This window comes from Lachnoanaerobaculum sp. MSX33 (genome assembly GCF_000512995.1).
Classification (GTDB): Bacteria; Bacillota; Clostridia; order Lachnospirales; family Lachnospiraceae; genus Lachnoanaerobaculum.
The window spans coordinates 35412-54049 of record NZ_AZXX01000005.1; the positions used below are offsets into that span (position 1 = coordinate 35412).

General features: G+C 40.1%; 16 protein-coding genes. 3 read left to right on the forward strand and 13 right to left on the reverse strand.

Annotation, left to right across the window (positions count from 1 at the left end; all coding sequences use genetic code 11):
• Positions 1-40 precede the first annotated feature (40 nt).
• The 12 genes from HMPREF1495_RS00515 to HMPREF1495_RS00570 all read right to left on the reverse strand — a co-directional run bounded on the left by HMPREF1495_RS00515 (position 41) and on the right by HMPREF1495_RS00570 (position 11383).
• Positions 41-1222 (reverse strand): NAD(P)H-dependent flavin oxidoreductase, encoded by a 1182-nt coding sequence (locus HMPREF1495_RS00515; protein WP_007595530.1) that lies wholly within the window; start codon positions 1220-1222, stop codon positions 41-43.
• A 17-nt stretch (positions 1223-1239) separates the two neighbouring features.
• Entirely contained in the window at positions 1240-2940 is a 1701-nt protein-coding gene (locus HMPREF1495_RS00520; protein ID WP_007595528.1) for an acetyl-CoA carboxylase carboxyl transferase subunit, read from the reverse strand.
• Between the two features lie 24 nt (positions 2941-2964).
• Positions 2965-4308: an acetyl-CoA carboxylase biotin carboxylase subunit gene (locus HMPREF1495_RS00525; protein ID WP_007595525.1), complete on the reverse strand. Its 1344-nt coding sequence runs from the start codon at positions 4306-4308 to the stop codon at positions 2965-2967.
• Positions 4309-4734: a 3-hydroxyacyl-ACP dehydratase FabZ gene (gene fabZ / locus HMPREF1495_RS00530; protein WP_007595523.1), complete on the reverse strand. Its 426-nt coding sequence runs from the start codon at positions 4732-4734 to the stop codon at positions 4309-4311. It lies immediately after the preceding gene.
• A gap of 4 nt (positions 4735-4738) precedes the next feature.
• Complete coding sequence (accB, locus tag HMPREF1495_RS00535; protein WP_034211150.1) at positions 4739-5173, reverse strand: acetyl-CoA carboxylase biotin carboxyl carrier protein; 435 nt, start codon at positions 5171-5173, stop codon at positions 4739-4741.
• A gap of 4 nt (positions 5174-5177) precedes the next feature.
• A complete protein-coding gene (gene fabF / locus HMPREF1495_RS00540; protein ID WP_034211152.1) occupies positions 5178-6413 on the reverse strand; it encodes a beta-ketoacyl-ACP synthase II in 1236 nt (411 codons plus the stop codon).
• A 38-nt stretch (positions 6414-6451) separates the two neighbouring features.
• Positions 6452-7198: a 3-oxoacyl-[acyl-carrier-protein] reductase gene (gene fabG, locus HMPREF1495_RS00545; protein WP_034211154.1), complete on the reverse strand. Its 747-nt coding sequence runs from the start codon at positions 7196-7198 to the stop codon at positions 6452-6454.
• Positions 7195-8112, reverse strand: a complete 918-nt coding sequence (gene fabD, locus HMPREF1495_RS00550; protein WP_034211156.1) for an ACP S-malonyltransferase — start codon at positions 8110-8112, stop codon at positions 7195-7197. Before fabD ends, fabG begins: the two co-directional genes overlap by 4 nt.
• 3 nt (positions 8113-8115) lie before the next feature.
• Positions 8116-9054, reverse strand: coding sequence for an enoyl-[acyl-carrier-protein] reductase FabK (fabK, locus tag HMPREF1495_RS00555; protein ID WP_034211158.1), 939 nt, complete (start codon positions 9052-9054; stop codon positions 8116-8118).
• Positions 9055-9103: 49 nt separating this feature from the next.
• Positions 9104-9340 (reverse strand): acyl carrier protein, encoded by a 237-nt coding sequence (gene acpP, locus HMPREF1495_RS00560; RefSeq protein WP_007595511.1) that lies wholly within the window; start codon positions 9338-9340, stop codon positions 9104-9106.
• Between the two features lie 55 nt (positions 9341-9395).
• Positions 9396-10337: a beta-ketoacyl-ACP synthase III gene (locus tag HMPREF1495_RS00565; RefSeq protein ID WP_034211160.1), complete on the reverse strand. Its 942-nt coding sequence runs from the start codon at positions 10335-10337 to the stop codon at positions 9396-9398.
• 119 nt (positions 10338-10456) lie between these two features.
• Complete coding sequence (locus HMPREF1495_RS00570; RefSeq protein ID WP_034211161.1) at positions 10457-11383, reverse strand: M14 family zinc carboxypeptidase; 927 nt, start codon at positions 11381-11383, stop codon at positions 10457-10459.
• 244 nt (positions 11384-11627) lie between these two features.
• Here HMPREF1495_RS00570 and HMPREF1495_RS00575 point away from each other — a divergent pair, with 244 nt between their 5' ends.
• From HMPREF1495_RS00575 to HMPREF1495_RS00585, 3 genes are all read left to right on the forward strand, one after another.
• Positions 11628-13172 carry a carbon starvation CstA family protein gene (locus HMPREF1495_RS00575; RefSeq protein WP_034211162.1) on the forward strand — a complete coding sequence of 515 codons (1545 nt, stop codon included), beginning with the start codon at positions 11628-11630 and terminating at the stop codon, positions 13170-13172.
• Positions 13173-13257: 85 nt separating this feature from the next.
• Entirely contained in the window at positions 13258-14175 is a 918-nt protein-coding gene (locus HMPREF1495_RS00580; RefSeq protein ID WP_034211163.1) for an AAA family ATPase, read from the forward strand.
• Positions 14172-15872, forward strand: a complete 1701-nt coding sequence (locus tag HMPREF1495_RS00585; protein WP_034211164.1) for a hypothetical protein — start codon at positions 14172-14174, stop codon at positions 15870-15872. Before HMPREF1495_RS00580 ends, HMPREF1495_RS00585 begins: the two co-directional genes overlap by 4 nt.
• Before the next feature lie 465 nt (positions 15873-16337).
• Here HMPREF1495_RS00585 and cooS read toward each other — a convergent pair whose 3' ends face one another.
• Positions 16338-18509 carry an anaerobic carbon-monoxide dehydrogenase catalytic subunit gene (cooS, locus tag HMPREF1495_RS00590; protein ID WP_034211165.1) on the reverse strand — a complete coding sequence of 724 codons (2172 nt, stop codon included), beginning with the start codon at positions 18507-18509 and terminating at the stop codon, positions 16338-16340.
• Between the last annotated feature and the right edge of the window lie 129 nt (positions 18510-18638).

An 18638-nucleotide genomic window follows, 5' to 3' on the forward strand; every position in this document is an offset into this window, starting at 1 on the left:
AAATTCGGACCGGTTAAGGTCCGAATCAAATCTTAATTATTTATTTTTCTGTAAGTTCTTTCATTATATCTTCCACATGCTCCAGCGCTGTTGCTCTGTAAGCATTTGAGCCGCAAAAGAGCAATGCATGGCTTTCATCCGAGTTTGCAGCGGAACACAGTGCATCTGTTATACAATACGGTATTGTCTTTCTGTCACATACCGACAATGCCAAACAGTTGTGACAATGTCTTATCGGTATAGGACCCGTCTTCAGTCTGTCCATAAAGTCGTTTCTTATAGCTCTTCCCGGCATACCTACAGGTGATTTTGTGATAACAATATCTTCTTCTTTTGCATCAATATATGTCTGCTTGTAATCATCCGGTGCATCACATTCATATGTGGTAACAAATCTTGTACCCATCTGTACTCCGTCCGCACCCAGACTCATGGCATGCTCCATATCTTCTCTTGTATATATACCGCCTGCCACAAACACAGGAATCTTTTTACCGAACTTTTCTTCATAGATTCTTACTTCCTCTATGATCTCTTTTATTTCGGCATCATATTTTTCTCTTTTATAGTTTTTACTTGCCATAGTGTCGGCGCCAAGCTCGTGAAGCTCATCATAGGAAAATCCCAGATGTCCGCCTGCAAGCGGTCCTTCTATTACTACGGCATCAGCTGTGGTGTTATATTTTCTGTCCCACATCTTTAAAATAACTTTTGCACTTTTTCTGCTTGAAACTATCGGTGCAATACAGGTCTTTTTTGCGTTTTCGCTTAAGGCCTGTCCCTTTTCCACAAGCTCCGGCAATTCTATCGGCAGTCCGGCTCCTGATATTATGATATCCGCACCGGCTTTTACGGCTTCTATTACATAGTCCGCATATTTGTTTGTTGCCACCATTATATTAAAGCCTATAAAAGGATTATAGTTTTTTAATTTTTCCAAGAATTTAGAAGCCTGCTTTGAAACCTTAAATCTCCTTTCGAATACTTCCGCCGCTATATCTCTGGCTTTTTGAAGTTCGGTCTTTACGGCACGAAGATTTGCTTCTATAGGATTTTTATAAAAATCATCCTCTCTGAATCCGATCTGTGCTGTTGATATAATTCCCATTCCTCCATTGCCTGCCACATGTGCCGCAAGGGATGAAAGGCTTATTCCTACACCCATACCGCCCTGGATAATGGGATAGAGCAAACTTTTATCTCCTATTTTTAAGAATTCCATATTTCCCTTTCAGCTATTTAAAACTTCCTGAATCTGTTGTATCTGTCCTCTGCAATTTCTTCCTTGGATTTTGAATCAATTTTCTCAAAGAAATCATCGATATTTGAAACCATCTCTTCTATTACAACATACATAGTATCGACAGTCAAAGGTAATTCTTCCTTTATAACTCTGTCTATTACCCCCAAGCCTAAAAGTTCTTTTGAGGTAATCTTCATAACCTCTGCAGCCTCTTTGTTCTTTTTTGCATCTTTATAAAGTATTGAAGCGAAACCTTCAGGTGAAAGTATTGAGTATATTGAATGTTCAAGCATCCAGACTTCATTGGCTACGGCAAGTGCAAGTGCACCTCCCGATCCGCCTTCACCTATTACAACAGATAAAATAGGCACAGTCATATCGCTCATTTCAAAGAGTGCTCTTGCTATTGCCTCGGCCTGCCCCTTCTCCTCGGCTTCTATTCCGCAAAATGCTCCCGGAGTATCCACTATACATATAACCGGCATATTAAACTTCTGCGCATGCTTCATAAGTCTTAGTGCCTTACGATATCCGCTTGGATTCGGCATACCGAAGTTTCTGATTTTATTTTCCTTTATGCTCTTACCTTTTTGCTGGGCTACAACCATTACAGGTTTTCCATAGTAGTTTGCTATGCCGCCGACAATGGCACCGTCATCTCCGGAAAGTCTGTCTCCATGTAGTTCAAAAAAGAAACTGAACAATCTGTCGATATAATCCTTTGCGGTAGGTCTGTCAGGTCTTCTTGATAAGAGTACACTGTCCCAGGCAGTCTTCGGTGCCTTTACCTTCGGTCGCTTCTCTGCGGCCTTTTCGGTATTTTCATCCTGACTTTCCTGACGTGCAACTTTCTTAAATCCTGAAGTATGAGCTCTCAGTATCTTCTTTAAGACGCTTCTTTGCTCCGATCTTTCCACTATAGCATCTATAAAGCCGTGCTCAAGTAAAAACTCTGCACTCTGGAAACCTTCCGGCAGCTTTGTTCCTATAGTCTGTGCAATAACTCTCGGGCCTGCAAATCCTATAAGGGCCTTCGGCTCTGCCAGTATAATATCTCCAAGCATTGCAAATGAAGCACTTACTCCACCCATTGTAGGATCTGTAAGGAAGCTTATAAAAAGTTGTCCTGCCTCATGATGCTTCTTTAACGCGGCCGATGTCTTTGCCATCTGCATAAGTGAAATCATACCTTCCTGCATTCTGGCACCGCCTGAACATGAGAAAATAATAATCGGCATTTTCTCTTTTGTCGCATTTTCTACAGCCGCTGTTATCTTTTCACCTACAACTCTTCCCATAGAAGACATCATAAATCTTGCATCACATACGGCTATAGCTGTTCTTATATTACCTATGGTAGCCTCTCCTGTGACTACAGCTTCATCAAGCTTGCTCTTTTGTCTTTCCTCTTCAAGCTTGATCTCATAGTCGGGGAAATCCAAAGGATTTGATATAGGCATTGTCTTATTCCACTCGATGAAACTTCCGTCATCCACAAGCATTTCTATTCTTCTGTATGCATGAACTCTAAAATATCCGCCGCATTTCGGACATGTATAAAGATTTGACTTTACATCTTCAGCAAAAATCGGCTCTTTACAGATTCTGCACTTTTTCCAAAGTCCCTCCGGGATATCTATCTTTTCACTTTCCGGTTCTATCTTTGCATATGTCTTTTTAAACATATTTCTAAACATGACAACACCTCAAAACTTTCATTGCTACATTTTAAACTGTTTTTCTATAAATGAAGTATCTATATCAGCATCTATAAAGTACGGATTATTAATAATCTCATAGTTAAAATCTATATTTGTATCCACACCTTCTATTACAATTTCACCAAGAGCCGATCTCATCTTTGCAATAGCTTCCTGTCTTGTTTTTCCATGAACTATCAATTTTAAAAGCATGGAATCATAAAAAGGTGATACCGTGTAATCTTCATAAATATGTGTATCTATTCTTACACCGTTACCGCCGGGCAAATGCATGCTCTCAATTCTTCCCGGAGAAGGTGCAAAATTCTTATCTGGGTTTTCGGCATTTATTCTGCACTCTATGGAATGTCCTTCAATCTTCACATCCTTTTGAGTAATTGAAAGCTTCTCTCCCGCAGCTACTCTGATCTGCTCCTTTATAAGATCCATACCGGTGATCATCTCCGTTACAGGATGCTCTACCTGAATTCTTGTATTCATCTCCATAAAGTAGAAGTTTTTATTCTTATCCACCAGAAACTCAATGGTTCCGGCATTCTCATATCCTGCAGCCTTTGCCGCACTTACTGCAGCCTTTCCCATCTTTTCTCTGAGCTTACTGTCAAGAAATACCGACGGTGCCTCTTCCAATACTTTTTGATGTCTTCTTTGTATGGAACAATCTCTTTCACCGAGATGTATTACATTTCCATAGCTGTCCGCCAAAATCTGGAACTCTATATGTCTCGGTCTTTCTATATATTTTTCAATATACATGGAGTCGTCGGAAAATCCCTTAAGCGCCTCCGCTTTTGCAGTCATAAAATTCTCTGCAAAATCGTCTTCACTTCTTGATATTCTCATTCCCTTTCCGCCTCCGCCAAGAGCGGCCTTAATCATTACGGGGAAGCCCACTTTTTTTGCAAGCTTTAATGCCTCATTCACATCCTTAACACTTCCGTCAGTTCCCGGTATTACAGGGATATGAGCCTTTTGCATGGTTGCTCTGGCTACGGCCTTATCGCCAAGCTTGGCAATTGTTTCAGATTTAGGTCCGATAAACTTTATTCCTACTTCAGTACAAAGTCTTGCAAATTTTTCATTCTCAGATAAAAATCCGAATCCCGGATGAATGGCCTCGGCACCTGTTGTAACGGCCGCACTGAGTATCCTCTCCATATCAAGATAGCTCTTCATCGCAGGTGCAGGTCCTATACAAATAGCCTCATCTGCAAGCATCGTATGTAAGCTGTCTCTGTCCGCCTCGGAATATACGGCAACACTTATAATACCCATTTCTCTAAGTGCTCTGATTATTCTGACTGCAATCTCTCCTCTGTTTGCTATCAATACTTTTCTAAACATTTATTCTCCAATGATAAAGGTAAGTTCGGCATCAACCGCTATCTCACCGTCCACACTTGCTATAGCTTTTCCTATTCCTATTCTTCCTTTTGATCTGATTATCTCACAGGATAATTTAAGCTTATCTCCCGGAACAACTTTTCTTTTGAATTTAGCGGAATTTATAGCTCCGAAATATGCTGTCTTTCCCTTATTCTCAGGTACCGACAATATAGCAACCGCACCTGTCTGTGCCAGTGCCTCTATCATAAGCACACCCGGCATTACAGGCTCCTCTGGAAAATGTCCCAAAAACTGTGACTCATTATATGTTATACATTTATATCCGACACTTTTTTTGCCCGGCTCCAGCTCCTCAATACAGTCAATTAGCAAAAACGGATGTCTGTGAGGTATTATCTCTTGAATTTCCTTAATTCCCAACATATTTTTACTCCAAAATAAACAGCGGCTGTCCGTACTCTACCACATCCTCATCCTTAACAAGGATTTCCTTTATAACACCGTCAAAATCACTCTCAAGCTCATTCATAAGTTTCATTGCCTCAATGATACCTATTACCTGACCTTTCTTTACTCTGTCACCTACATTTACAAAGCTTGGTGAATCAGGTGAAGGTGCACTGTAGAAAGTTCCTACAAGCGGTGATGTTACGGTATGACCTGCAACCTTTGTGTTCTCTGCCGTGTTTGCGGCTTCAAAACTTACGCTCTGTGCCACCGGTATGGCCTGAACCTCTCCTGCTACAAGTTTTGTTTTGTTTTTCTTTATAACGATTTTTTCGGAATCTGTAGCATAGTTTAATGTATCAACATCATTCTTACTTACTGTTTCTATAAGTTTTATAATCTCATCTATTTTCATCGGTTTACTCCACGAATTTTTTTATAACTATACTTGCATTGTGACCGCCAAATCCAAGTGAATTGCTGATTGTTCCGTTGACTTCCACCTCTTTTGACTCTGTCAAAAAGTCCAAATCACACTCAGGATCTTTATTTATAAGTCCTACATTCTTGTGCATAAATCCGTCTTGTATAGACTTTACACATACAATTGCCTCAACACCTCCGGCCGCACCGAGAAGATGTCCGACCATTGACTTTGTAGAGCTTATTCCCACTTTATTTGCATGCTCACCAAGTGCGGTCTTTATTGCTTTGGTCTCAAATAAATCATTGTGATGAGTTCCTGTACCATGTGCATTTACATAGTCAATATCCTCAGGCTTCATACCTGCATCTTTTATTGCAAGCTCCATAGCCTTTGCTGCTCCCGAGCCGTCTTCTGCAGGTGAAGTAATGTGGAAGGCATCACAGGTTGCACCGTATCCTGCCAACTCGGCATATATATGTGCACCTCTTTTTTTAGCATGCTCAAGTTCCTCTAAAACCAAAACGCCTGCTCCCTCTCCCATGATAAATCCGTTTCTGTCCTTATCAAAAGGTATTGATGCTCTGTCCGGATCATCTACTGTATTAAGTGCTGTGAGTGAAGTAAATCCCGCCACCCCGATAGGAGTGATTGAACTTTCCGTACCTCCTGCAAGCATAACATCAGCTTCTCCGTAAACGATGGATCTGAATGCCTCACCTATACAGTTTGTTCCTGTGGCACAAGCCGTTACTACATTTATATTCTTTCCTTTACATCCATAGGCAATTGCTACATTACCTGCCGCCATATTTGAAATCATCATCGGTACCAAAAGAGGTGCCACTCTGCTTGGCCCTTTTTCCAAAAGCTTTCCGTATTCCTTTTCCATAGACTGCAGCGATCCGATTCCCGATCCTACCGCAACTCCTACCATATAAGGATCTTCCTTTGACATATCAAGCTTTGCGTCTTCAATGGCCTCTTTTGTTGCCGCTACTGCAAACTGTGAAAACTGCTCCATTCTTCTGGCAGATTTTGGATCCATATAGTTCTTGGCATCAAAGTCCTTTACTTCAGCCGCCAACTTTGCCTTATAGTCTGTAGTATCAAAGTATGTGATAGGTCCTATACCGTGTACACCTGCTTTTATATTTTTCCAAAAATCATTGACATTAAGACCTATCGGTGTGATAGCTCCCAAACCTGTAATAACAACTCTTCTTCTCATAGTCACCTCTTTTTCAGTTGTTCTTTCAATCCTTCTTATTACATGCTCATTCCGCCATCTATTTTGATGACCTGACCTGTAATATATCTGCCCTCTTCACTGGCAAGGTATGCCACCATATTTGCAATATCCTCTACCTCACCCTGATATCCCAACGGAATAAATGAATTTATTTTTGCCTTGGCATCATCTGTCATGGCATCCGTCATATCTGTTCTTATATATCCCGGTGCTATGGCATTTACGGTAATATTTCTGCTTGCCATCTCTCTTGCTGCAGTCTTTGTCATTCCTATAACTCCTGCCTTTGATGCCGCATAGTTTATCTGTCCCGCATTGCCCATCACACCGCTAACAGAAGAAATATTTATTATTCTTCCGGCTCTTTTCTTAATCATGTATTTTGAAACCACCTGCATGGTATTAAAGCTTCCATTTAAATTGGTAGCTATTACCGCATCAAACTCTTCAGGTTTCATTCTCATCATCAGATTATCTTTTGTAATACCGGCATTGTTTACCAATATATCCACAGCACCTTCCTCTGAAATGATATTTTCAATCATCTGCTTTGTGCTCTCATAATCCGATATATCACATTGGCAGATTTTTGCCCTTCCGCCGTTATCCTCTATCTCTTTTGCAACTTTTTTTGCAGCCTCACTTGATGCCGCATAATTTACATATACCAGTGCTCCGTCAGCTGCCAGTTTCTTTGCTATAGCAGCCCCGATGCCTCTGCCTGCACCTGTTACCAAAGCTGTCTTGCCTTCCAATCTTTTCATTTCGCCTCCAAAATCTGACTACAAACATTTGCCACATCCGCATACTCTTCGATATTGAAGACTTTTACCTCTGTATCAATTTTCTTTACAAAACCTGCCATGGTCTTTCCCGGGCCGATTTCTACAAAGGTATCAACTCCCCATTCAATCATTTTTCTAATGCTTTGTTCCAAATGTACACTTCCGGATACCTGATCTATCAAATTCTTTTTGATATCGTTCTTATCTGTAACAATTTCTGCATTGATATTTGCCACATAAGGTATCTGAATATCTCTTATCTCAACACCGTCGAGTACTTTTGCAAGTTTTTCTCCGGCTTCTTTCATAAGTCCTGAGTGAAAAGCACCGCTTACCTTTAAAGGCAGTACTCTCTTTGCTCCGGCTTCTTTTAATTTTTCGCCTGCAAGTGCAACCGCTTCTTCGGTTCCGGATATTACAGTCTGTCCCGGGCAGTTATAATTCGCCACCCAACATCCGTATATGTCATCCACTACAGACTTGATGGTCTCATTGTCAAGTGAGAGTACGGCACTCATTGCGCCACCCTTTATTTCCGACATATACTGCCCTCTTTTATCCACTATCAAAATAGCATCCTCAGCACTTATAGCACCGCTAAGATACAGTGCTTCATATTCTCCAAGGCTTAAACCTGCACATATATCGGCCTTAAGTCCTGTTTTTTCTACAGCCTTTAACATGGCAATGCCTGTTGCCACCATGGCTATCTGTGTATATCTTGTATTGTTTAATTCATCATTTTCTTTGAAAATCAGATCACATGCATCTATCCCCGTGACTGTTTTTACACTGTCAAAAACCGCCCTTGAATCCGCATCATTTTCATAAAAACTCTTGCCCATATTTTGTTTTTGAGCTCCCTGTCCCGGGAATAAAAATGCTATCTTCATAATTTATACTAAGCTCCCTGCATTCTTTAAAAGATTAGTTGCCTCACTCATTATCTCGTCAATGATTTCTTTTGCACTTTGCTTTTTGTTTATAAGTCCCGCTATCTGACCTGCCATAACGGTTCCGTTTACAATATCACCGTCCATAACAGCTTTTCTTAGTGTACCCAGAGTCAAGTACTCAAGTTCCTCAAAACTCTTTCCTTCAGCTTCAAGCTTTGTGTATTCTCTGGTCATAGCGTTTCTTAAACTTCTTACCGGATGACCGTGACTTCTGCCTGTTACGGCCGAATCGATATCCTTGGCAGCGATAACTCTGTCTTTGTAGTTTTCATGTACAATAGACTCATTTGCAACCACAAATCTTGTACCTATCTGTACAGCCTTTGCTCCAAGCATAAGTGCCGCAGCCAAACCTCTTCCGTCTGCAATACCGCCTGCCGCAATAACAGGGATATTTACCGCATTTACAACCTGTGGAACCAAAGTCATTGTAGTAGCTTCTCCTATATGTCCGCCACTTTCTGTACCCTCGGCTACAACGGCGTCAGCTCCGCATCTTTCCATTCTTCTTGCAAGTGCAACACTTGCAACTACGGGAATTACCACTATTCCGGCTTCCTTCCACATCTGCATATACTTCTCAGGTGAACCTGCGCCTGTAGTAACTACCTTTATACCTTCTTCCACAACTACCTTGGCAATTTCTTCCGCATGAGGTGACATAAGCATTACATTTACTCCAAAAGGCTTATCTGTAAGCTTTCTTGCCTCTCTTATTTCATTTCTTACAACCTCTGCCGGTGCATTTGCTCCGCCAATAAGTCCAAGTCCGCCTGCCGCACTTACCGCTGCAGCCAAATGATGCTCGGCAACCCATGCCATACCGCCTTGAATTATCGGATATTCTATACCTAATAGTTTTGTTATTTCTGTTTGCATTAATTTCCTCTGCCTTTTTAAGAAAACGCCCGTAGGCGTTTTTTATTTTTTATAAATTATCTACGCCCTTGTCCTTAAGGTAATTTACTACATCACCTACAGTTAAAAGCTTCTCTAAATCCTCAGAAGGTATCTCAACACCATAGTTATCCTCAAGTGCCATTACCATCTCAAAAAGGTCAAGTGAGTCTGCATTTAAATCGTCCTTGAAACTTGACTCCAATGTGATTTCTGATGCATCGATATTTAACTGCTCTGCAATAATTGATTTCATTTTCTCTGACATAATTTTCTCCATCCTTTTAAATGTTTATTTTATTTATATTTAAGTTGTAAAATAATTACAATCTTAATACACAAGTTCCCCAGGTTAATCCTGCTCCGAATCCGCAGAGCAAAATCAAATCCCCTTTTTTTGCAATACCTTTTTTTATTACCTCATCAAGCAGTAAAGGGATACTTCCTGCAGAAGTATTTCCGGTATTTTCCAGATTGTGAGGTAACTTTTCAAGAGGTATATCCAGCTTTTTGGATACGGCCTCAAGTATTCTCAAATTTGCCTGATGTAAAAGATATAAATCTATATCATCCTTATGTACCCCGGCCTTTTGTATAGCCTGTTCAATGCTGTGAGGTACCGTTCTGACAGTGAATTTAAAGACCTCTTGTCCGTCCATTCTTATATATCTGTCATCACCGTAAGAATTATCATACAGTGCAAATCCCTTACTTCCGTCAGCTCCTATATCAAAGCTTAAAAATCCTTCTTCAATATCCGCTTTCTTAAGTACCGCGGCTCCCACTCCGTCACCGAAAAGTACACAGGTGGTTCTGTCACTCCAATCCATCTCTCTTGAAAGTACATCACCGCCTACTACAAGAGCATACTCAATATCCAGAGTATTCATCATGGAATATGCAATGCTCAGTGCATAAATAAATCCCGAACATGCGGAGCTTACATCCATACATGCACAGTCCTTTGCACCAAGTAGAGGCTGCAACTCACATGCGGTATTTGGAAGTCTCTTATCCTGAGTGGAGGTACCCACTATAATAAGTCCCAAATCCTTACCTTCAATATTTGCAGATTCTAATGCTTCTTTTCCGGCTGCAAATGCCAGACTTACCAAATTTTCATTTTCACCTATGATATGTCTTTTTTTGATTCCGGTTCTTTGGCTGATCCACTCATCACTTGTATCTACGATTTTACTCAAATCATCATTTGTCAAAACCTTAGAAGGCAGTTTTGAGCCAGTTCCTGCAAGTGCTATCTTCATCCTTCATAAGTCCTTTCATAAGACTTTCATCAAAACAAAAAATACTTTGAATCCCAAAGCAAATAGTTTGATACTCAAAGTATTTTAATTTTACTGTATAAATTTGTCAAGTGATTTGTTCATTCAGTTCCGTATGCTGTCAATGTATCTTTCTTTCTGACCCCCAAGGATAATGTATAATATAAAATATCCGCATCAAATTTTGCCGCAACTTCCTGAAGCTTTTCTCCTTCAATATTTTTTAATACTCCAAGCAGTTCCCCTTTTTTTACTCTCTGTCCCTGTTTAACATAAGGATACCAAAGTCCGTCACACTCCGCCTCTACATACTCCGCTCTCGCTATTTCTTTTTGTTTTTTATTTATGCTTATATCATGGCCTTCTTTTATTATCCCAAGTAACTCCATTAGCTTATAGAGATCTTTCTTTTCGGCAAGCACATCCTCTTCACTCCATATACCATGTGCCCCCCTTTCATAGAGCATTGCCGGAATATTCTTCTTTGTGGCATAGCTGTAAAGTCCGTTGGATGCGTAGGATCCTACTCTGAAATTCACGCTCATTCTCGAAGCTATATCTCCAACGTAATTTTTCATATCTTCACCGGAACCGTAAGGAAAGAAGATAAGAGGAATGAGATTCTCATTAATATCTCCGCCATGCAAATCCACTATAAAATCAGCTGTCGGGTAGAGATATTTTTCTATATCAAAGGCAAGTCTTTGTGTGCTTGTACCTTTTTCATCACCCGGAAATTCCCTGTTTAAATTTTTATAATCTGATGTGGATATCTGTTTTACTCCGTCATAAAATCCGTCGGTATTTAAAACAGGGCAGATAATAACATTTCCGGACAATTTTTCAGCTTCAAGTTCTTTTATAAGTCTTAGAGCAGTTTCTATTCCCACATATTCTCCGCCATGCACTCCTGCAGTTATAACTAAAGTTTTCCCTGTATTTCTTCCACAAAAAGCCGTTCCGCTTATATTCCCAAGTGTGAATTTTTTCTTTTCCCCTTCATTTATAAGAATATCTCCTATTTTCACATATTCCTCCTTTCCGAATACAGCAGGTTTTTATGTTATATTAGCATAGTTAGTCGCCCCTAACCATACATTTTTTCATTTATTATATTTATTTAAATAAAAGACAGCTGTCCGTTTTTCTTAAATTTTTATTTTTTTATGAATGATATTTCCATGTTTTATTAAAAAAACTTGAAAAACTCATTTTCAAGTAGTATGTTTATTATATATTAATTAAACATAGATAGAAAGAGAGGAATTTTCTATGGCAACATTTATGATTGGCCTTGTAATTCTTATCGTCGGCGGATTTATTATGGGACGTCTTTGTGACCATGTTTTTCAGCCTGACGACAGAGAAACACCGGCTTATTCTAAGCAGGACGGTGTAGACTATGTGCCTATGCCTACATGGAAAAATGCACTTATCAACCTACTTAATATCGCAGGAACAGGACCGATTCTCGGACCTATCCAGGGTATTCTTTTCGGGCCTATTGCACTTCTTACAATACCTATCGGTAATGTAATCGGCGGTGCGGTTCATGACTATTTTGCAGGTATGATTTGTACAAGAGACGGCGGTGCTCAGATGCCTGAGATGGTTCGCAAATATACAAGCAAGACAGTATTCTGGATTTATGACGTATTTGTATGCCTCTTGCTTTTACTTGTAGGTACTGTATTTATTTACACACCGGGTGATATAGCCGCAACTCAGGTATTCGGTTTCAGCGGTGCTCCTACAGAAGTTTCTACATGGGTCATCTACGCTGTGATTTTTGCTTATTATCTTATTGCAACAGTATTCCCGATTGATAAGATTATCGGACGTGTATATCCTATCTTCGGTGCGATTTTGGTATTCTCTGCACTTGGTGTATTCGGTGCAATGGTTATCTTCCATTATCCGCTTGTAAATGTTTGGGGAAGCTGGGCAACACAGTCATTTGACTATGCAGCATATTTTAAGGCAGGTCATTTTATTCCGATTTTCTTTGTTACTGTAGCCTGCGGTATCCTTTCAGGATTCCACTCATCACAGACAGCTTTAGTAGCTCGTACAATTAAGAGCGAAAAAGAAGGTCGTATGACTTTCTACAATATGATGGTTGTTGAAGGATTTATCGCTATGGTATGGGCTGCCGGTACAATGGCACTTATCCAGTTCACAGCCGAGCACGGCGGTATCACAATGCAGCTTAGTGACAAGGGTGTATGGCAGTACATGATTCAAAAAGGAGGCGAGCTTGTCGCTATTTCTCCTACCAGTGTTGTAGGTGTGGTATGTAGATATGCACTCGGACCTATCGGAGGTGCCGTAGCACTTATCGGTATCATTATCCTTCCTATCACATCAGGAGATACAGCACTTCGTGCACTTAGACTTACTATTGCGGATACCTTCCATATCAAGCAGGATAACAATGCAAGAAGACTCAGTCTTGCCGTTCCTATCTTCGTTATAGTAGGTGCAATCCTTGTTTGGGCAAAGATCGATCCTAAGGGATTCAATATTCTTTGGAGATATTTCGCATGGTCTAACCAGACAATGGCACTCTTCCCGCTTGCTGCCGCTACTATTTATTTGATAATAAATAAGAGAGGAAAGTGGGCATGGATGACTCTCATACCGGGTGTCTTCTACACATTTATTTGTGCATGCTATATCTTGAATGCAAAGCTTGGCTTTGGTTTAAGCTGGAATGTTGCTTATATCGGCGGTGCCGTAATTGCCGCATTATACGCAGTTCTTACTATCTGGAGAGGTAAAAAGGGTGGATACACTCCTGCCGATCCTGTAAAATAAACAAAATTATTGCTCCTCCCAAGACAGTTGTAATATAATATTGTCTTGGGAGTTTTTTTATTATTTTTTATTAGACAGAGGAAATATGGAAATTTTAGAATTTTTAAAACAGGAAAATATATCGGATAAAATCATTTCGGAAATAAAGTCATTCAGAAGCTTCTATAAGCTTGAAGCCGAGGATGAGAAAAGAATCCCTAAGGATTCATATCTCTACTACGGCAAGGAGATTTGGGAAGAAGCGGCCACAGCCATAATAGCAGGTGAAAATATCTTGCTTGACGGCCCTAAGGCTACAGGAAAGAACGTATTGGCACAAAATCTTGCCATGGCATTTGCAAGACCTCAGTGGGATATATCACTTTATATAAATACCGACGCTTCATCTCTTATAGGCTCTGACACCTTTGAAAACGGCGAAGTCAAGCTTAGAAAAGGCCCTATATTAAACTGTGCCATAAAGGGAGGTTTCGGCGTGCTTGATGAAATAAATATGGCAAAGAATGAGTCACTTGCCGTACTTCATGCGGTACTTGACTTCAGAAGAACCATTGATTTGCCGGGATATGACAGGATAAATCTTCATGAATCCACCAGATTTATAGGCACAATGAACTACGGCTATGCCGGCACCAGAGAGATGAACGAAGCTCTTGCTTCAAGATTTATGGTACTTCATATGCCTGTTATATCTGCTGAAAACTTACAAAAACTTATAAAGGATAAATATCCTACCCTAAAGCCTGAATATATCTCACAGTTTGCCACTCTCTTTGATGAAATAAGAAAAAAATGTGAGGGCGGCGAAATCTCTACAAGAAGTCTTGATCTTAGAGGCCTTATATCCTGTATAGGTATGATGAAAAAAGGACTTGGAGTTACAAAGGCTTTGGAAATGGGACTTATCAATAAATGCTTTGACGAGTATGAAAGACAGCTTGTACTTGATATTGTAAGTGCCAGATTGCCTGAAAGCCTTTCCGGGGAGAGTATCTTTTCATGATCTTGACGGAGTTTGAAAAAAAGAGAGCTGCAAACATGATTTGGAATGCCGCAGGAAATTATGATGTTTCCATCGGTTTTCGTATGTATGACAATAATGCAAAAGCGGATCTTTACTGGAATACAATACTTGGCAGCAGCTACGCACATTTTGACTGGAAAAGGTTAAAGGAATTTTACAATACCTTCCATGAAACCATAGGACAGGGAACCTATGAAGCTTTGTTTTGGATTGCACTTGAAAACTCCACCTTTGAAAAGGAAAAGGACTTAAGGCCCGGTCTCCTACTTCTTAGAAGAGAATATTGCAAACAAAAGCTTGTAGAGTTTATGCCGAGTATTGCGGAAAGCAGAGAAGGATGGATACTTGAAGGGCATTATAGAACCTCTATGGGTGAGGACAGCGGACTGCCCGATCTGGTAGACAGAAAGCTCTTAAGTGAGGTGGAAATCGGTGCGGATGTAGATACTGAAGGTTTTATAAAGAGTCTCTCAAATACTCTTGCAAAGTATTTTACCTATCTTCCCGGTGTCAGTGCAAGGGGGCAAAAACATAGGTTCAAAATCCCCGTTCCAAGACTCTTCTTCGGTAAAAAAGCAGGCGTTTCAAATGAAATCTCAGGTGCCACCAAGCTTGTACTCGGCTATGTCGAAAATCAGGGAGGAACTGACGCCTCCGCATTTGAAACAGACTCTGAAAAGTTCAACAGAATCACGGAAGAAGGACTTAGAAAATATATCAGCAGCTATTTCGGAAAGTCCATCTATGATGATAAAACCTCAGAAAAAATACAAAGGGAATGCTGCACCGGCAATCACGAAGGTACCAGAATATTTTTTACAAGAGGTGAAAGTGAAGACAAGGTAAGCGGATTTGCTGCAAAGATGCGAAAGGAAATGCAAAAGCAGTATACTAAAAACAAAGAATTTTTCTTTGACAATATAGGAAGCAATAATGCATCTATCTTGGAGCTTACAAATCGTATCAAAAATGCCCTGCTGACTCAGCTTGAGCCTACCACCGTCTACTCAAAGACCGGTAAGCTAAATCCGGCTCTTGTATGGAAGGCATTGTATCTTAACAATGATAAGATTTTTGAAAAGCAGGTGGCGGAAGGCAGCGGCAATATAAGTGTCGATATTTTACTGGATGCCTCGGCTTCACAGATTCATCGTATGGACACCGTATCCACACAGGGATATATTATTTCAAAAGCACTTGACAACTGCCATGTTCCCGTCAGAGTATGGGGATATTCATCTATGAACGGATACACCGTAATGAATCTTTACAGAGATTACAATGAAACCTCAAAAAACAATGAAATATTTAGATTCTTTACCACAGGTGCCAACAGAGACGGTCTTGCACTGAATGCTCTAATGGAGCAGATGAAGAAAAACAATTCTTCTCACAGAGTTGTGATATGGCTTACGGATATAAAACCGAATGATATGCTTGAGGTCAAGGGCAAATCAAAAAATTACAGCGGTGATATCGCTATAGAGGATATGACCGAGCTTGTGCATAAGGCAAAGCTTGAAAACATATATGTGCTCTGCGCCTTTACCGGCGATGACGCCGGCCTTACGAATGTTCAAAAAATTTTCGGTCGAAGTTTTGTAAAGGTGAAATCACTTGACAATTTTGCATCTTTAGTCGGAAATATGCTGCAGGCGGAAATTAGGAGAATGTAAAAAGAGCAGTTTACCAAAACGGTAAACTGCCTTTTTAATAAATACTATAATTTTAACTGCTTTGTTACCTCTTCGACTTTACTATAAACCACCTTATAAGAAGTCCAAGGGCAACCCAAGATCCTACATATCCCACTACACTGACAACTGTTATTACAGAGTCCCAAAACAACTGCATGTCCATAAAATTCCTCCTCATTCCCCATACGAAACTTTCACGAAGCTTTTATTTAATTTCATTGTACATCTTATAAATCAGTTGTCAATAGCTGCAGCTTATTATATTTCCTCCACATAAAACAAAAAATCTCCGGGCTCGGCTGACTCCTGATGATGGAGAACTTACTGCTGGAGATTATTATCAATATATATGTACACAAGATATGTACACTGTTATAGTACTATAACAAAGAAAAATCGTCAAAATATTTTTTAATCCAAGCTATTTTTAACCGACTTATACTACTATACTACGGCTAAATCTTCCTCTTTGTGGACTATCTCATCAGGTACAGCCCAACCGAGAGCCTTTCTCTTTTCAATGATATCGGCAACTATTTTTTCACCCAGAGAATCCGGATTTGTATCTACAACCATCACCGAACCAAGTAATTCCTTTGTGCCCTGTTTCAAAAATTCTATTACATTCTTTGAACCGTGAATTTGAGCTTCCACACAGTGATATGAATTGATACCCATAAGTCTGAATCCAAGTGCCGCATCTATTCCCTTTTCATTGCTCCATTCAGGAGATGTAAATGCAAAAGGCATCTCATATAAAGGCTTGCCCGCCTCACCTGCTACACCTGCAAAGATTCCGCTTGATTTGGTATTATCAATACACTCACCCACATGCCATACCGGAGGTAAATCTCCAAGGAATTCTTTTAAACTCTCTCCTGCATGCTCCTGTCCCGAAACATTGCAATATCCCATCTTCATAAGCGGGAATGAGGCACATCCATTTGTGAGTATCAAAATATTGTTTCTAAGAAGTGCATTGGCTACATCAATAACACATTTCTCATACACAACCTTAGGATTGTTACATCCTACCATGTTTACAATACCGAGTATCTTACCTTCCTTTACAGCCTCATATAAAGGCTTCATAGATCCGTAGTGCTTATGCACATACTCAGGTGAAAATCCGACTTCGGCATCCACTTCATAAGGTGGAATGTATACAGGTATACCCTGTCTGTCTTTGAAGCTTTCTATACCTCTAAGTACTATTTTTTCTGCAAGTTCTCTTGTCTCTCCTATATTTGAATGATGATGATCATATTCAAATCTCTCGGCACCCGGCAATCTTGCAGACTCACTGGTTGTAACAACTGTAGTTCTGAAGCACTTTGCAACTTCCATTATTGACGGGAATACATCCTGAACATCGGCAATCCAAAGATCAAGTGCTCCCGTACCAAGTACAAGCTCAGCAGATACCGCATTTGAAAGCGGAATAACTCCTGCATAGCGATACATTGCTGAAAGTCCTGAACAGCAGATTCCGTAGAATCTTATTCCCTTTGCACCCGCCTCTTTTGCAAGATTTATAAACTTCTCTTCCTGGCCGACTCTTACAATCTCACTTACAAGGGTAGGAAGATGACCGTGTACCGCAATATTTACATATCCCTTTTTCAAAGCACCGATATTTACCTTTGATGTAACTCTGTCTCCAACTCCGAAAAGGCCGTCAGTTGCTATTGATGTACTTACAACACCTGAGTATGTAAATGCAAGTCCACAGCGCAAAAACTGCTGCATAATACTCTTCCAGTCACCGTCGGTACCGACACCTGTTTTATGGTAGGCCTCAAATACTTCATGATATGCGCTGATAGGTAGAATATCCAGTTCCTTCCAGACCTTTTTTCTTTCCTCGGAACCAAGTGCCTCTATAATTTTATAATCTCCCGGTACCGTGCGGCTCATATCCTCTAAAAGTATATCCGCAAGTTCTGAAGCAATCTTTTTTATACTTCTTCTTTCCGTCTTTATTCCGAATGCTTTTGCGGTATCCTTTATCTTTTGCTGTCCCAGTATAGGTAAATCAAGCTTTCCTTCAGCTGCCCACTTTAAAGACAGAATAACTTCTCTACCGTGCATACCGTGTTGAGCCGCACCTGCAGCAGCTGAACGAAGTAAATTTCTTGCCACTATAAGGTCCGCATCCGCACCACAGACTCCCTTAGGACTCTTTGAAGTTATCTTACATGGGCCCATATTACAGATCTTACAGCAGATTCCGGCCATACCGAAACCACACTGTGGCTGCTGACTGTCGAATCTGTCAAATGTGGTATCAAATCCAAGCTGATTCTGGCGCAAAATCATCTCTCTTACTGCCGGATCCGGAGTATTTTCCAAAACCTCATCCTTTGACGGAAAAGTCTTTCTGTACTCAGATACGGCATTCATATAATCTCTTATAAAAGCCTTATCGTCTCCGTCCTCTTCATGATCCGACTTTAATGTAATTGTCGGCACTCCATGTTCATCAAATCCTATCAAATTTCTATGGCTGTGAATATGGTCAACTCCATGCTTATGTTCATGATTATGTTCGTGACTATGATTGTGTTCGTGATTATGATTATGTTCGTGACTGTGTTCTTTCTTTCCCATGAGCATTCCTTCCTACTTTACAACAAGAAACATATAACCTATTTACCTATTAATTTAGTATGTTTTACGGTGATTCCGATTATACTGAAAGTTTACTCTCATGTCAATATTTTTTCTTAAAGATAAAAAAATTAT

Excerpts from the sequence above, each read along its gene's own strand:
- fabD (WP_034211156.1), bottom strand. The coding sequence starts at position 8,112 with ATGAAGATAGCATTTTTATTCCCGGGACAGGGAGCTCAAAAACAAAAT.
- acpP (WP_007595511.1), bottom strand. The coding sequence starts at position 9,340 with ATGTCAGAGAAAATGAAATCAATTATTGCAGAGCAGTTAAATATCGAT.
- fabK (WP_034211158.1), bottom strand. The coding sequence starts at position 9,054 with ATGCAAACAGAAATAACAAAACTATTAGGTATAGAATATCCGATAATT.
- HMPREF1495_RS00585 (WP_034211164.1), top strand. The coding sequence starts at position 14,172 with ATGATCTTGACGGAGTTTGAAAAAAAGAGAGCTGCAAACATGATTTGG.
- fabZ (WP_007595523.1), bottom strand. The coding sequence starts at position 4,734 with ATGTTGGGAATTAAGGAAATTCAAGAGATAATACCTCACAGACATCCG.
- HMPREF1495_RS00580 (WP_034211163.1), top strand. The coding sequence starts at position 13,258 with ATGGAAATTTTAGAATTTTTAAAACAGGAAAATATATCGGATAAAATC.
- fabG (WP_034211154.1), bottom strand. The coding sequence starts at position 7,198 with ATGAAAAGATTGGAAGGCAAGACAGCTTTGGTAACAGGTGCAGGCAGA.
- HMPREF1495_RS00515 (WP_007595530.1), bottom strand. The coding sequence starts at position 1,222 with ATGGAATTCTTAAAAATAGGAGATAAAAGTTTGCTCTATCCCATTATC.
- HMPREF1495_RS00575 (WP_034211162.1), top strand. The coding sequence starts at position 11,628 with ATGGCAACATTTATGATTGGCCTTGTAATTCTTATCGTCGGCGGATTT.
- fabF (WP_034211152.1), bottom strand. The coding sequence starts at position 6,413 with ATGAGAAGAAGAGTTGTTATTACAGGTTTGGGAGCTATCACACCGATA.
- HMPREF1495_RS00565 (WP_034211160.1), bottom strand. The coding sequence starts at position 10,337 with ATGAAGATAGCACTTGCAGGAACTGGCTCAAAACTGCCTTCTAAGGTT.
- accB (WP_034211150.1), bottom strand. The coding sequence starts at position 5,173 with ATGAAAATAGATGAGATTATAAAACTTATAGAAACAGTAAGTAAGAAT.
- HMPREF1495_RS00525 (WP_007595525.1), bottom strand. The coding sequence starts at position 4,308 with ATGTTTAGAAAAGTATTGATAGCAAACAGAGGAGAGATTGCAGTCAGA.
- cooS (WP_034211165.1), bottom strand. The coding sequence starts at position 18,509 with ATGCTCATGGGAAAGAAAGAACACAGTCACGAACATAATCATAATCAC.
- HMPREF1495_RS00520 (WP_007595528.1), bottom strand. The coding sequence starts at position 2,940 with ATGTTTAGAAATATGTTTAAAAAGACATATGCAAAGATAGAACCGGAA.